This window comes from Prescottella soli (genome assembly GCF_040024445.1).
Classification (GTDB): Bacteria; Actinomycetota; Actinomycetes; order Mycobacteriales; family Mycobacteriaceae; genus Prescottella; species Prescottella soli.
On the sequence record NZ_CP157276.1, the window covers coordinates 2,259,375 to 2,274,717 of the forward strand.

The following is a 15,343-nucleotide window of genomic DNA, read 5'->3' on the forward strand; positions in this document are numbered from 1 at the left end:
TCCTAGGAGTTCACCGCGGTCCTGACCTCGTACGATTCCTGGCGCGGGCCGGGGATCGAGACAACGGGCGCCCCGACTTGTTCGTGATCGGTGAGGATGGGATCGCGCCAGCGGTCTTCGAAGGTCGGCGGCGCGGTCGCCGGTGAACTGTCGCGGATATGGCCGAGGGGATCGGTGGTTGGCGGGCGTCGGCGGGAATCCGGCCCGCGGGACGAGTCGGCGTAGCCCCGCTCGATCTCCCAGTCTCGGATTTTCTCGCGATTCTCCGCGGCAGCGATGCGAACGGTGTGGTCCGCGACGGGCCGATTGCGCTTGCAGCGCGCAGACGCCTCCGTGGTCGGGCGGCCCGATCTCGATCCCGATCGGATGCCTCTCTCGAGCCCGAGCCAATGTTCGAGCTTGCCGTCCGCAGTCTCGACCGTGCTGCTGCGGATGTCCCCTTCGCACTCCCCGACGATGTTCTCGCGGAGACAACCATGCTGGCGGCGCGAATCGTGGTGGCAATCGGCGACAGCGCCACCGCGTTGATGTTCCTCACCGATCCTCCGGACTGTCATCATTCTGGTTGCGCCGCAAAGAGCCTAGCCACGGATGCGGCTTCGCCGGCCGCTGTCGTGGGGCTTGTCTCAAGTGTCGAAGCCGTCGCCTTGTAGCGCATCGTTCCGCGGCGTCGGCGTATCCGCAGCTGTAGTGCCCCCACGTGGCTGTCGACTGACTGACATTCTCCGAAGTGTGAGCGGTGAAGTCGATTTCGGAGTCCTTCCCACACGAGGCGCAGATACCCGGGTCGTATCCGCCGCCGCGGATCCCGACTTCGCCCCCAGAGGCTCCAACCCCGCAAGCCCAGCTCGAAACCGACTGATAGTCTCCATTCCATGGACATCGAGGTCGACAGAATCTAGCCACCGAACTGCCGGTGGCTTTTACCGAGTAGGGCGCGGATCGCGCCCCGGTGATTGACCTCTCCCGTTTCGTCGAAGATTGTGGCCTGGCCCACACCTGCGCCATCTTGTCGCGACTTCTGACTGCGCCCACTCCGGCACGTTCGCGCCGCACCGATCACCGGTCATGTTCTGTGCACGGAGCGATGCCAGCTGTCCTCGCCCGTCCCGCCATGTCAGCCCCAGGCTGATTTGTCTGGGATGCGGTTCGGCACTTGGAATTCGAGCTTCCTCTGCCCCACGTATGCCCGTGGCCGGCGCCGACAACAAAAACACAGAACCCGTCTGATCACACTGACCGTTCGCTGCGAGCGGTCGAAGGAGAATCCAGCCATGTCCACGACCTCCGCCGTCACCCTCAGAGACCTCACCTTCGAATGGCCTGACGGCACTGTTGCGCTCGACCACCTCAGCGGAACGTTCACGGCGGGCCGCACCGGACTCGTCGGCCGCAACGGCGCCGGCAAGTCCACGCTGCTGCGCCTGATCGCCGGCCTGCTGCGTCCCACATCGGGACAGATCGACACCGTCGGCGACGTCGGATACCTTCCCCAAACGCTCACTCTCGGGAAGGACTCGACGGTCGCCGGGCTCCTCGGCATCGACCGAATCCTCGCCGCGCTCCGGGCAATCGAGTCCGGAGACGTCGCCGGGCATCACTTCGACACCGTCGGCGACGACTGGGACATCGAGGCCCGCGCCGACGAGGCCCTGCACGAGATCGGCTTCTCGGCCGCCGACCTCGATCGCCGGGTCGACGAGGTCTCCGGCGGCGAGGCGATGCTCATCGCCATCACCGGCCTGCGGATCCGCCGCACCCCGATCACCCTGCTCGACGAGCCCACGAACAACCTCGACCGCGCCACCCGCGCGAAGCTCGCCCAGTTCGTCGATGCCTGGCCGGGCACGCTCATCGTGGTCAGCCACGACCTGGAACTGCTCGAACACATGGATCACACCGCGGAATTGCACGCCGGGCGTCTCGACGTTTTCGGCGGGCCCTACAGCGCATGGAAGGAGCATCTCGAGCAGGAACAGGCTGCGGCCGTCCAGGCCGCCCGCTCGGCCCAGCAGGCGCTCAAGGTGGAGAAGCGTCAGAGGATCGAGGCCGAGACCAAGCTGGCCCGCCGCGAACGCACGGCGAAGAAGACCCAGAAGGACGGCGGGATCCCCAAGATCCTGGCCGGCAACCGAGCCAGCAAGGCTCAGGCGTCCGCAGGGTCGATGCGTTCGACGCTCGATGCCAAGGTCGAGGCGGCGCAGGCCGCCGTCGATGCCGCAGATCTGCGCGTGCGGGAGGACGAACACATCCACCTCGTGCTCCCCGACCCGGACGTCCCCCGGAGTCGGCGCCTCGTCGAGTTCCACGACGCGGGTGGCACGGTCGTGGTCCAGGGTCCCGAGCGCGTCGCGCTCGTCGGCCCCAACGGTGCCGGAAAGTCCACACTCCTCCAGCATCTCGTCCACGGCACCGCCGGAGACCCGGACCGGGTGAGCGGTGTGTTGCTGACCGAACGAGTCGGGTACCTCCCGCAGCGGCTCGACAACCTCGACGGAGCCGCGAGCGCACTGGAGAACGTGCAGAAGGTCGCGCCCGGCACATCCGCGGGCACGATCCGCAATCAGCTCGCCCGTCTGCTGCTGCGTGGGAGCAGCGTCGACCGGCCAGTCGCCACCCTCTCCGGCGGAGAACGCTTCCGTGTCTCGCTTGCCAAGCTGCTCCTGGCAGACCCACCCGCGCAACTGCTGATCCTCGACGAGCCGACGAACAATCTCGACATCTCCAGCGTCGAGCAACTCGCCGAGGCACTCGACGGCTACCGCGGGGCGATCCTGATCGTCAGCCACGACTACGAGTTCCTGCGTCGGGTCGGGATCGACATCGTCTTGGAACTCGACGAGAACGGACGGATCCACCGTCGCGGCACACTGAGCGCTGGGGATGATGTCGGGGCGTGACATGACTTCCCGACCTGATGGTTCGCGGTCGGGAGGGCAGCGAGACTGGTGTGCGTACGACGCCGGACATCCTGGGCATGTACACGAAACTGCCACTCGGGAAGTACGCCCGTCCGGCTTCGATCGTCCGAACGAAATACAGATCAGTTCGGATACTCGCTAACTCGGAAGGGGGGATCGCCCGCCCGCTGCGCACACAACGATCGTCTGCAGCCGCGGGCGGGCGTCCCGAACGGTAACGACCTCGGCGCTGGGAAGGCAGCGAAGTACCGGCGGTGCCCGGAACTGACGTGCCCGTAGTTGCAGGACAAAGTCAGGCTTCGGCGGGAACGAGTGGTTTGACGATGCCCGGTAGCTGTGTCTTGGCGGTCTCGGAGAGCTTGTGCCCCCAATAGCTTGGGCGGGTGTAGGTGCGCGCGACCCAGCTCAGATCGTCGACCGTCAATCCCCCATACCCGTATTCGATTTGGAGCCCCGATGGGCTTCCGATGTATACGGAGGTCACCATGTCGTTCGTGTGTCGGCCGAGGGACTGCATGATCTCGACGTCGTGCTCGTCAAGTAGGTCGATCAGCCGCCCGAGGTCATCCATCTGCTCGACCTCGAGCATCAGGTGGTTGAAGCCGACGTGGCCCGGAAGTTCGGACAGCGCGAGTGAATGGTGGCGTCCGTTGACGTGATAGAAGCGGACGTTGAAGTACTTCGTGGTTATGCGATCGGACAGGCGAAATCCGAGGATGTCGACGTAGAACTCGTTGGCCTCTTCGATGTTCGGCACTTGGAAGACGATGTGTCCGAGCCCCTGGTCGCCGGTGACAAACCCGCCACGCATCGTTCGTCCGGGCGTGAACGACAACGGCGTTGCCGCCTTTCCCCAGCTGAGTTCGTGGCGGATGCCCCAAGGGTCCGCGAACCACGCCAGTTCTGCCACCTGGCGTTCGCGAGTGAGTTCAGCGTCTCCCCAGTGCACTGTCACGCCGTGGGATTCGAGATGACGAGTGAATGCGTGGAGATCGGTCTCGTTTGCGAGTCCCCAACCGGCGTAGAGAAACTCGTCCTCAGGAGCCGGGTGGATGGCGATGCGATAGTTGATGTCGTCGACAGCGAGGCGCACGGCGCCACCCGGGCCATCCGAAGCGAGCATCGCACCGAGGAGTTTGGTGCCGTAGTTGCGCCAGTCCTCGGCTCGTGGCGAGCCGATTCCGATGTACGACAGTTCTTGAATCATTACGTTCCCCCTTCGATCGGGACGATCTGGGCGGTGTCGTTTGACAAGTCCCCCACCACCGTCCGTAGTCCGACACGAGCGAAGATACATGGCAATACCAACCATTGGCAATGCCATGTATTGACTCTTTGAGGTGCCCCTGCCCGTTCACTCCGCACAGAGGCCGGCCTGAGGTTAGGGCTCGGGCCGCTCACGGCTACGCATCCGCTCGGCGCCACCAATGCCGGCAGCACTCACCCGATCGTTGGAAAATGCAATCATTAGGGAGCCCTATAGTTGGTCCATGAGTTCGCCCGACTACGCTCCCAGTCTGTCGCGCCGGCCCGGTTTCGTCTTCGTCCGTGCAGCGCTGAGGGTCCGGCAGGTTTACGCAGACGCACTCGCGGACGTCGGCCTTCTCCCGAACCATCACGCAATACTGAGCACGCTCGAAGAGCTCGGGCCATGCCACCAGAAGGAGCTTGCGAGCAGGGTCGTCGTGGACCAAGGCGATATCGTCGCGTACCTCGACGGGCTCCAGAACAACGGACACGTCATCCGCGAGCGGGACCCGAACGACAGGCGCCGTCAGATCGTCACGATCACCGATACCGGCCGAGGCAAGCTCGCCGAAGGCGATCACGCACTTGACCGCGTCGAAGCCCAAATGTTCTCGGCCATAAGCGCAAAGGATCGCGACCATCTCACCAGAATCGCGGCCAGCCTGTACACGGCAGCACACTCCGGCTCTCCGGAGCAATAGGTAGATTCAGCTCAGCGGACTGATGATCATGCGAAACGCCCAGACACGAGTCTTCAGCTGGCTAGGCTGCGCCCCATGGCACGGTGGAGGACCTCGAAAGCAGCAGCGCCCCTATCAGCTCTGACCGCCAGGTGGGTAAGACAGCGGAAGTCTGATAGCACTGCGCCGCAACGGATTAAAGTGCCTACTTTGTCAGATCATCATGGCCGGGCTTTCCCCGTTGATCCTCGCCGGTTGCACTTCAGGGGACTCAAACGCTGAACCCTCCGCGAGCGGAGTCGAATCGGTGGCACCGGTCACCGCGACCGCAGGCACAGACGAATGCGATGCAGTGGCGAAGCAGGCTGATGAGCTGTACGGAAACGAATGGCTCCGGGCTTACAAGCAGGATCCGTCCCCGGGTGTGACCCTTCGGCGCTGTCACTACTCGAGCACAGAGAAGGGTATCGAACCAGTACCGCCATCATCGGTTGTCACCGTTGACGTTGATGTCCGGACGACCATCCTTTCACTCCCCGGTTCAACCGATCCCGGCCATCGCTGTGGGCCGGGAGGCGACTAGTTGTTCGTCTTCACCTTCGACGAGTTCACCGTGCTCGATCAGTCTGGAACGCCAGTGGCGACGTTCCAGACAAGCGAGAACAACCCCTGCGGGATCAACAACGTCATCCCCTCGGTATGACCACGCGTTGGTCGTTCGAGGCGCTCACCCGCTGACCCGACGTCCCGCACCGTCGAGGTGACGTCATCGCTCTCAGCTGTCGGCATAACCCTCGTTCGGCCCATGCGCCCATGTGCATTTCGGCGTTTCCGCCGCGACGGATACGCCGAAGTGTCCAGCCGAGGAAGCCGGTGGGCAAGGAACACTCAGACCGGTCGGATCCGACGAATCCAACAGCCGCTGACCGAACAGGTGTTCAATGACCAACCGCTTGGGATCAATGACGCTCCCCTCGACCACAGACGCCGACGACGCCGATCCCCGGGCCAGGCCCCGGATGGAGTTCGTCTCCCCCGCTGACACCGCCCATCACACCGACACGCTGGACGCGGTCGTGGTGTGGCCCGGCGCCCGTCCCCCGCTGGCCGACGTCGCCAGGGACTTCGAGTGCTTCGGCCTGCGCATCGAAGAACACGAGCCGATCGATTCCGCTTCGGCCCACCCGCGCGGGCGTGGGCGGAGGACGCCGGCGCCCTGCTCGTCGACGCGTTCGAGACCGCGGTCGCCGAGGGTCTCGAGATCGACCGGTTCTGCATGCTCACCCCCGTCGCCGGCCTCTCGTGGCGCGACGTCGCGCTGGTCCGATGCATGGTCCGCTACCTCCAGCAGGTGGGCCTCGGATTCTCCGACGCCTTCCTCATCGATACCCTGTTGCGGCACAACACCTTCACCAACACTGTGGTGTCGCTCTTCCACGCCCGGTTCGACCCGGCGCTCCCCGATCGCGATGGCCGGACCGCCGAGCTCCAGACCCGCCTGAGCACGCTCGTCGAGGACGCCGCGACCCTCGACGAGGACCGGATCCTGCGCGCGCTGTCGAGTTTCGTGACGGCCGTCCTGCGCACCAACTGGTACCAGCGCGCGGCGGACGGCACCGCTAAGGCCTACGCCTCGTTCAAGCTGGACCCGTCACGGCTGGCGCAGCCGGGCGGCATCGTTCCGCACCGCGAGATCTTCGTCCGCGGCGGGGGTGTCGAGGGCGTCCACGTCCGGGCGGGCGCGGTGGCGCGCGGCGGACTGCGCTGGTCGGACCGCCCCGAGAGCTACCGCACCGAGGTGCTGGGGCTGATGACCACGCAAACCGTGAAGAACTCGCCGATCGTCCCGACCGGGGCCAAGGGTGCCTACGTCCTGCTCGACGGCGTCGAACCCGCCGCCGGGTACGCGACGTTCATCCGCGGACTACTGGACGTCACCGACAACCTGGTCGACGGCGTCGTCGTCGCGCCGGCGGACACCGTCGTGCACGACGACGCCGACCCCTACCTGGTGGTCGCCGCCGACAAGGGCACCGCGCGATTCTCCGACGTCGCGAATGCCGTTGCCGCCGAGTACGACTTCTGGCTCGGTGACGCCTTCGCGTCGGGCGGGTCGCGGGGCTACGACCACAAGGCGATGGGCATCACGGCCCGTGGGGCGTGGCTGTCGGTTCGTCGGCACTTCGCCGAGCTGGGCGTGGACAGCCAGGCCGACGCCGTGAGCGTCGTCGGCATCGGCGACATGTCCGGCGACGTGTTCGGCAACGGGATGCTGCTCTCGCGCACCATCAGGCTGGTGGCGGCCTTCGACCACCGCCACATCTTCCTGGACCCCGACCCCGATCCCGACGCCTCGTTCGGGCACCGCCGCACCCTGTTCGACGCCCCGGGGTCGAGTTGGGACGACTACCCGCGCGACGCCATCTCCGAGGGCGGCGGCGTCTGGCCCCGCTCGGCCAAGCAGGTGCCGCTGTCCCCGGCCGTGCGGGAACGGCTCGGCGTGGACGTCGAGGCGCTCGCGCCGGGCGAGCTGATCCGCGCGATCCTCCGTGCACCGGTGGATCTGCTGTGGAACGGCGGCGTCGGTACCTATGTGAAGGCGTCGGCCGAAACGGACACGGATGCAGCCGATCCCGCGAACGACGCGGTCCGCGTCGATGCCGCCGACATGCGGTGCCGAGTGGTGGGTGAAGGCGGCAACCTGGGCTTCACCCAGCGGGCGCGGATCGAGTTCGCCCTCGGCGGCGGTCGCATCAATGCGGACTTCATCGACAACGCTGCCGGGGTGGCGACGTCCGACCGGGAGGTCAACCTCAAGATCGCGCTGGACGGCGCGGTGGCCGCGGGCGAGCTCACCCGGGACGCCCGCAACGCGCTGCTGGCCGAGTGCACCGACCACGTCGCAGCCGCGGTGCTGGGCGACTGCGCGAGCCAGACACTGGCCATCAGCCTCGCGGAGTCTCACGCGGCGTCGCTGCTCGGGCGACACGAGCGACTGATCGTCAACCTCGAGACGGTCAGCGGGCTGGACCGCACTCGCGCCGTCCTGCCGAGCAAGCAGGAACTGGTGCTGCGGACCGAGGCCGGTCTAGGACTGACGCGACCCGAAATCGCCACGCTGCTGGCACATTCGAAGAACGCGGTGCGCGACGACCTGCTCGGCTCCAGCGTTCCGGACGAGCCGATCTACGCTCACCTCCTGGTCGACTACTTCCCGCCGTCGCTGCGCGACCGGTTCCCCGGACATGTCCGCGAGCACCGGCTGAGCAGGGAGATCATCGCCACGCAGATCGCGGACCAGCTGATCAACCACGTCGGGCCGGGCCTGATCTACCGGCTCGAGGAGCGGCTCGGCGTGAGCACGCCGCAGGTCGCGCTGGCGTACGCGGTGATTGCAGAACTGTTCGACGTGGATGCGATGTGGGATCGGGCGCTCGCCGTCGTCGACCCGGCCGACCGCCGCTCGTGGGGTCCACTGCACGCGGTCCAGACGCTGATCGAGCGCGCCTGCGCCTGGCTGCTGCGCAACCGCCCGCTGCCGCTCGATCCCCAGTCGGAGGTCCGACGGTACCGGGAGGCGGTTCGTCACCTGCTCGACGACGACTCGCCCATGCATGCCGACGGGACGATCGCCGGAACCTCGTCGACGCTCCTCGGCGAGGCCCTTCCGTTCGCGGACACTGCTCTGGCACTGGGGATTCCAGTCGCCGAGGTGGCCGAGACGTACCTGGACCTGGGAGACGAACTGGGCGTGTTCCGCGCCGTCGACCGTCTGGAGCAGTGGCCGCGCGCGTCCTACTGGGATGCCCTGGCCGCAGCGGCGCTGCGCGACGAGATGTGCGCGCGACTGCACGCACTGGTCGGGTCCGCCGTGGCGCACGCGGGTGACGACGACCCGACCGACGCGCGGCTGGGACGGTGGCGCGCACACCACGATCCGGTGCTGACCAGGCTGCACCGGATCGTTGTCGAGGCGCAGGCCGACGGCGGCGTCGACCTCGCGCGGGCCTGCACGATCAACGCGGAACTGGCGACGACACTGGCCGCGGTGACGCGGTAGCACCGCACCCGTCCGCACGCTCCCCCGCGTAGTGCCCGGAACGACCCGTTCCGGGCACTACGCCTGCGAGGCGATGATCGCGAGGAGCAGTTCCGCGCGCACCCGGGCGACGTCGAGCCTGCAGTCCAGCAGCGACTCGATCTTGGCGATCCTGCTCCTGAGGGTGTGGCGGTGCACGCCAAGCGCATTCGCCGCCGACTCCCAGTGACCGTTCGCCTCGAGGAATGCCCGCAGCGACGCGACCAGGTCCGTGCCCTGGTCGCGATCGTGGTCGGCGAGCGGCGTGATCGTCGTGTCGGCGATGCTGCAGAGCACCTGGCGGGTGGAGTCGAACGTGAGCAGGGCACTACCGGTCAGTGCCGAGAACTCGAGGGCTGCCGTTCCCGCCCCGGCCGCCGATGCCGCCAGGCGAGCCTGGTCGATCGCGTCGACGAAGCGCGCGACCGGCAGGCGCCCGCTCAGTCCGACGCGGGTGGACCGCCGGACGCTCTCTGCTGCACCGGCGAGCAGTGTGCGCGCGAACGTGCCGTCGTCGGTTCCACGGAGGAGGACCGTCACCCGGCCCTCCGTCCGGCGCAGGAAGAGCGGCCGGCCGACCTCGTTCATGGCCGACTCGATGGCCGCCGCGACCGCCTCGGCGTCCGCCGGTGACGCGCAGACCGCGGCCAGGGCGCGGATGACGCCGCGGTCGTCGGCGGCCGGGGCGAGTTGCTCACGGGCCGGCTCGAGATCGATGTCCTCCGACAGCAACAGCCCCAGGATCTGGGTGTTCAGCTGGTTCTGCGCAGCCCGCAGTCGCACCGGCTTCTCGAAGTCCAGCGCCAGCAGCGAGTTGGCATGGCCCAGCAGAACCTGATCGACGGAGCCGAGCGGTTTCGGACTCACCACCGCGAGGCAGCCGTGGAGACTGTTTCCCAGCCCGATCCGCTGCACCGTCATCGACTGGCCCGAATGCGCCTGGGCGACAATGCTCGACGCCGCCTCCGACACCGAGTCGATCAGGCCCGACACCTCCGCGACGGTGTCGCTGTCGACGTCCGCAGGGTGCCGCTCGAGGAGCCGACCGCGGCGGTCGAGCAGCAGCACCGTGGCACCGGTTGCGGTCGCCAGTTCACGCACGATCGCACGCGCGCCGCCCTGGACCACGGCCCGCGTCATCCGCGGCTGCGCGCGGGAGGCACGCAGCAGCTCGTCGTACCGCTGCTCGGCCAGGCTGTCCATCACCCGCTTCGTGACCGCGGCGAACGGGGTGGGCAGCGGCACCTCCAGCAGCGGCAGCCCGGTCTCGTCGGCCGCCGCGACGAGCTCCGCGGGGATCTCGGCGTGGGTGAGGCCGACTCCGAATCCGACCGCCGCGACCCCGGCGTCGAACAGGCGACTCAGGTAGTCCCGGTACCCGACCGCGGCCGTCGGCACCCCCAGACCCGTGGTCAGCAGCAGTTCGCCACCCGAGAGCCACGGCGACGGGTCCGACAGCTCGGTGGTGATGGCGAACTCGATGTCCCGGTCGAGGCCCAAGGCCCCACCGCGCAGACGGAGGGCCAGCTCCGGCTGCGCCAGCACCCACCGGACGGTCACGCCCATCTCAACTCCTGACCTGGCCCGCCATGCGGGCCGAAACGGCGAATCAACTACGGCACCCCGCTCCATTCTGGCAGGTGCCCCGCGCACCACGGCGAACCAGACTGGACGTGACAGCTCTTCACGACAGGGGTCCTCCACGATATGAACGCCAGCGAAAACACCGCCTTCCGGCTTCCGCAGAAGCGCAACCTGGTCACCGAACTGCCCGGCCCGAACTCGCGGGCCCTCACCGAGCGTCGCCGCGCCAGTGTCGCGGCCGGGGTCGGGTCCAGCGTGCCCGTCTACGCGGCCGACGCCGACGGCGGCGTGATCGTCGACGTCGACGGGAACTCGCTGATCGACCTCGGCGCGGGCATCGCGGTCACCAACGTGGGCGCGTCGCATCCCGCCGTCGTCGATGCGGTGCGCGACCAGGCCGGACGCTTCACCCACACGTGCTTCATGGTCACCCCGTACGAGGGATACGTGCAGGTCGCCGAGGAACTTGCGGCGCTGACGCCGGGCGACCACGACAAGCGCACCGTGCTGTTCAACTCCGGCGCCGAGGCAGTGGAGAACGCGATCAAGGTCGCGCGCCTGGCGACCGGCCGCACCGCCGTCGTCGCGTTCGACCACGCCTACCACGGCCGCACCAACCTGACGATGGCGCTCACGGCCAAGTCGATGCCGTACAAGACCAACTTCGGCCCGTTCGCCCCCGAGGTGTACCGGATGCCGATGTCGTACCCGTTCCGCGACGACAGCGGCCTGACGGGCAAGGAGGCGGCGCAGCGCGCGATCACCCAGATCGAGAAGCAGATCGGTGCGGACTCGCTGGCCGCGATCATCATCGAGCCGATCCAGGGCGAAGGCGGGTTCATCGTCCCCGCACCGGGATTCCTCCCGACCCTCGCGTCGTGGGCACGCGCCAACGGCGTCGTCTTCATCGCCGACGAGGTCCAGACCGGCTTCGCGCGCACGGGCTCGTGGTTCGCGTGCGACCACGAACTGGTGGTGCCCGACATCATCGCGATGGCCAAGGGCATCGCCGGCGGCCTCCCGCTGTCCGCGATCACCGGCCGGGCAGAGCTGCTCGACAAGGTGCACGCCGGCGGCCTCGGCGGCACCTACGGTGGCAATCCGATCGCGTGCGCTGCCGCGCTCGCCACGATCGAGACCATGCGCGAGCTCGACCTTCCCGCGCGGGCGCGTCACATCGAGGAGGTCGTGACGACCCGTCTCCGCGCTCTGGCAGAGGAGATTCCGGCGATCGGCGACGTCCGCGGCCGCGGCGCGATGCTCGCGATGGAGTTCGTGGTCCCGGGCACGACCGAGCCGGACGCCGAGCTGACCCGCGCGGTTGTCGCCCGCGCGCTCGAGCAGGGCGTCATCCTGCTGACCTGCGGAACCTACGGCAACGTGGTGCGCCTGCTGCCGCCGCTCGTCATCGGAGACGATCTCCTCGCCGATGCGCTCGACGTGATCGAGGGCGCCGTCCGCGCCGCCTCGTGATCACCGAAAGCCATTGACGATCAACACATCCGGAATCTACTGGAAGCAGAACGATGATTGATGTCTCCACCCTCGTCTCCCGCATCCCGACCGGGCTGTGGATCGACGGCGAGTCCACCGCGCCGGTCGGCGGCGGGACGTTCCCGGTGCTCGATCCCGCGACCGGTGAGGTCCTGACCACGGTGGCCGACGCCGGTGCCGACGACGCGATCCGGGCGCTCGACGCGGCATGCCGCGTGCAGGCGGAGTGGGCCGCCACCTCGCCCCGCGAACGCTCGATCATCCTCCGCAGGGCGTGGGAGCTCGTGGTCGAACGGACCGAGGACCTGGCGCTGCTGATGACGGCCGAGATGGGCAAGGCCCTGCCGGAGAGCCGCAGCGAAGTCGCGTACGGCGCCGAGTTCCTGCGCTGGTTCAGCGAGGAGGCCGTCCGCATCCAGGGCCGCTCGACGAGGTCTCCGGGCGGCGCCGGGCGCATCCTCGTGAACAAGGTGCCGGTGGGCCCGTGCCTCGCGATCACCCCGTGGAACTTCCCCCTGGCCATGGGAACCCGCAAGATCGGCCCCGCACTCGCCGCGGGCTGCACCATGATCGTCAAACCCGCCGCGGAGACGCCGCTGACGATGCTCGCGTTCGCGCAGATCCTCGCCGAGGCGGGCCTGCCGGCCGGAGTCGTCTCGGTGCTGCCGACGTCGGACGCCGCCGCGGTGTCCGGGCCGCTGCTCGCCGATCCCCGCCTGCGCAAGGTCACCTTCACCGGTTCCACCCCCGTTGGCCGCATCCTCATCGAGCAGGCCGCCCGCAACGTCCTGCGCACGTCGATGGAGCTGGGCGGCAACGCACCGTTCGTCGTGTTCGACGACGCGGATCTGGACGCGGCGCTCGACGGGGCGATGGCCGCCAAGATGCGCAACGGCGGCGAGGCGTGCACCGCCGCGAACCGAATCATGGTGGCCAACTCGGTCCGTGAGGAGTTCACCGCGAGGCTCACCGAGCGGATCGCCGCGCTGAAGCTCGGCCCCGGACACGAGCCCGGCGTCGACGTCGGGCCGCTCGTGAGCGCCAAGCAGCGCGCGAGCGTGGCGGCACTCGTCGACGAGGCGGTCGCGGCGGGCGCCCGGGTGCGCACCGGCGGCCGGACCGTGGACGGCCCCGGCTTCTTCTTCGAGCCGACCGTCCTCGACCAGGTGCCGGCCGACTCGCGCATCGTCCGCGACGAGATCTTCGGCCCGGTCGCCGCGATCACCGGGTTCGACACCGAAGAGGAGGCGATCGCCGCGGCCAATGACACCGAATATGGTCTCGCTGCATACATTTTCACGCAGAACCTCGACCGGGCGCTGCGGGTGGCCGACGCGCTCGAGTCGGGCATGGTGGGCGTCAACCGCGGCGTCGTCTCCGACGTCGCCGCTCCTTTCGGCGGCGTCAAGCAGTCCGGGCTCGGCAGCGAGGGCGGCGTCGAGGGCATCGACGAGTACCTCGACACCAAGTACATCGGGTTCACGGCCTGACCCCAGAACAACGAAAGCCGGTGGCCCCGCGATCCCCGAAAGGGGTGAGCGGAGCCACCGGCTTCGTCGTGCAGTGGCTGGACTACAGGAACAGCGTCGCCGCGCCGGCGACAGCGCCGACGACAGCGGCAATGGCCGAGATGAGTCCGGCGACAGCGCCGACCTGACCGAGCTCAGTAGCAGTGGAACCCATGGAAATACTCCTTAGTCATCGATTGGTGTAGAACTTCTCCTGCGACAGCCCGACGGGCTGTTCGTTCACGACCGTCCCGTGTCCAGTCCCTCCCTCCCACGAACGGCCCGGGCGTCCGGTGACGCCGGGAGACCACGAAGGCCGGTGACGAGTTCGACTAGCTCGCAACGGGTCCGATGTTCGAGGACCCGGAGACGTCGATCCGCCCCGGGGAACGCCAGGCTCCCTGGGGCGGATCGGTCGCATCACCGGCCGGTGTGACTGTCTGCCACCTCGAACGCCGCATCGAGGATCGCCAGGCCCTCGCGCGCCTCGGCCTCGGTGACGGTGCACGGCGGCACGGCGTGGATCCGGTTGAAGTTCGCGAACGGCAGCAGCCCACCGGACTTGCACGCGGCGATCACCTCGTTCATCGCCGGGCTCGACCCGCCGTACGGTGCGAGGGGCTCCCTCGTGGCGCGGTCGGCGACCAGTTCGATCGCCCAGAACACACCGAGCCCGCGCACCTGCCCGATCGACGGATGCCGCTCCGCGAGCGCCCGCAGGCCGGGGCCGAGGACCTCGGCGCCGATCCGCGCGGCGTTGTCGACGATGCCTTCGTCCTCCATCGCCTCGATCGTGGCGACCGCGGCGGCCGTCGCCAGCGGGTGGCCCGAGTAGGTGAGGCCGCCGGGGTAGGCGCGGTCGTCGAACGTGGCGGCGATCTTTGCACTGATCGCGACGCCACCGAGCGGGACGTATCCCGAGTTGACGCCCTTGGCGAAGGTGATCAGGTCCGGCACCACGTCGAAATGATCGATGGCGAACCACTTTCCGGTACGACCGAACCCGGCCATCACCTCGTCCGCGATGAAGACGATCCCGTAGCGGTCGCAGATCTCCCGGACCCCGGCCATGTACCCGGGCGGCGGGACCATGATGCCGGCCGTACCGGGGACCGACTCGAGGACGATCGCCGCGATCGTGCCCGGACCCTCGAGCCGGACGAGTCGGTCGAGGTGCTCGAGGGCGCGCTCGGTCTCCTGCTCCTCGTTCTCCGAGTGGAACGCCGAACGGTAGAGGAACGGACCGTCGAAATGCACGACGCCGCTGTTGCCGTGGTCGTTGGGCCACCGACGGGGATCGCCGGTGAGGTTGATGGCCGTGTCGGTACCGCCGTGATACGAGCGGTACCGCGACAGCACCTTGTAGCGACCGGTATGCAGGCGTGCCATCCGCACCGCGTGCTCGTTGGCGTCGGCGCCGCCGTTGGTGAAGAACACCTTGTCCAGGTCGCCCGGGGTGCGCCCGGCGATCAACCGGGCGGCCTCCGAGCGCGCGTCGTTGACGTGCTGCGGGGCGATGGTGCACAGCTTCGCCGCCTGTCGCTGCACCGCCTCGACGACCCTCGGATGCTGATGCCCGATGTTGGTGTTGACCAGCTGGGACGAGAAGTCCAGCAGGCGATTTCCCGCGCCGTCCCACACGTACGAGCCCTCGGCGGCAAGGATCGTCATCGGCGTGATCTGCGCCTGCGCGGACCACGAGTGGAACACGTGCGCCCGATCGAGGGTGTAGGCGCGCTCACCGTCGGCGCGGGCGGCGTCGAGATCCTGCCCGGTCGGCAGGATGACGGCCCGGTCGGTTGTCGTCGTCATGTCCGGTGCTCCTTGTCC

The 15,343-nt window shown here is 68.2% G+C and carries 9 protein-coding genes; 6 read left to right on the forward strand and 3 right to left on the reverse strand.

The features are described 5' to 3' along the window. Nucleotides 1-389 precede the first annotated feature (389 nt). Nucleotides 390-653: a hypothetical protein gene (locus tag ABI214_RS10620; RefSeq protein WP_348609914.1), complete on the forward strand. Its 264-nt coding sequence runs from the start codon at nucleotides 390-392 to the stop codon at nucleotides 651-653. 621 nt (nucleotides 654-1,274) lie between these two features. Continuing rightward, nucleotides 1,275-2,900 (forward strand): ABC-F family ATP-binding cassette domain-containing protein, encoded by a 1,626-nt coding sequence (locus ABI214_RS10625; RefSeq protein WP_348609917.1) that lies wholly within the window; start codon nucleotides 1,275-1,277, stop codon nucleotides 2,898-2,900. Between the two features lie 313 nt (nucleotides 2,901-3,213). Here the strand turns inward: ABI214_RS10625 and ABI214_RS10630 are convergent, their stop codons facing one another. Beyond that, nucleotides 3,214-4,128 carry a VOC family protein gene (locus tag ABI214_RS10630; RefSeq protein ID WP_348609920.1) on the reverse strand — a complete coding sequence of 305 codons (915 nt, stop codon included), beginning with the start codon at nucleotides 4,126-4,128 and terminating at the stop codon, nucleotides 3,214-3,216. Between the two features lie 283 nt (nucleotides 4,129-4,411). Between ABI214_RS10630 and ABI214_RS10635 the strand changes: the two genes are divergently transcribed. Both ABI214_RS10635 and ABI214_RS10640 read left to right on the forward strand, forming a co-directional pair. Next, nucleotides 4,412-4,870, forward strand: a complete 459-nt coding sequence (locus ABI214_RS10635; RefSeq protein ID WP_348609923.1) for a MarR family winged helix-turn-helix transcriptional regulator — start codon at nucleotides 4,412-4,414, stop codon at nucleotides 4,868-4,870. A gap of 1,108 nt (nucleotides 4,871-5,978) precedes the next feature. Then, nucleotides 5,979-8,909 carry an NAD-glutamate dehydrogenase domain-containing protein gene (locus tag ABI214_RS10640; RefSeq protein ID WP_348609926.1) on the forward strand — a complete coding sequence of 977 codons (2,931 nt, stop codon included), beginning with the start codon at nucleotides 5,979-5,981 and terminating at the stop codon, nucleotides 8,907-8,909. Between the two features lie 57 nt (nucleotides 8,910-8,966). Here ABI214_RS10640 and ABI214_RS10645 read toward each other — a convergent pair whose 3' ends face one another. Next, on the reverse strand, nucleotides 8,967-10,493 hold the full coding sequence (locus ABI214_RS10645) for a PucR family transcriptional regulator (protein WP_348609929.1): 1,527 nt from the start codon (nucleotides 10,491-10,493) through the stop codon (nucleotides 8,967-8,969). A 141-nt stretch (nucleotides 10,494-10,634) separates the two neighbouring features. Between ABI214_RS10645 and gabT the strand changes: the two genes are divergently transcribed. Then, nucleotides 10,635-11,984: a 4-aminobutyrate--2-oxoglutarate transaminase gene (gabT, locus tag ABI214_RS10650; protein ID WP_348609932.1), complete on the forward strand. Its 1,350-nt coding sequence runs from the start codon at nucleotides 10,635-10,637 to the stop codon at nucleotides 11,982-11,984. 53 nt (nucleotides 11,985-12,037) lie between these two features. Further along, nucleotides 12,038-13,495, forward strand: a complete 1,458-nt coding sequence (locus ABI214_RS10655; protein WP_348609935.1) for an NAD-dependent succinate-semialdehyde dehydrogenase — start codon at nucleotides 12,038-12,040, stop codon at nucleotides 13,493-13,495. Between the two features lie 438 nt (nucleotides 13,496-13,933). On the opposite strand, the gene ABI214_RS10660 is transcribed toward ABI214_RS10655, so the two are convergent. Then, on the reverse strand, nucleotides 13,934-15,325 hold the full coding sequence (locus ABI214_RS10660) for an aspartate aminotransferase family protein (RefSeq protein ID WP_348609937.1): 1,392 nt from the start codon (nucleotides 15,323-15,325) through the stop codon (nucleotides 13,934-13,936). Nucleotides 15,326-15,343 lie beyond the last annotated feature (18 nt).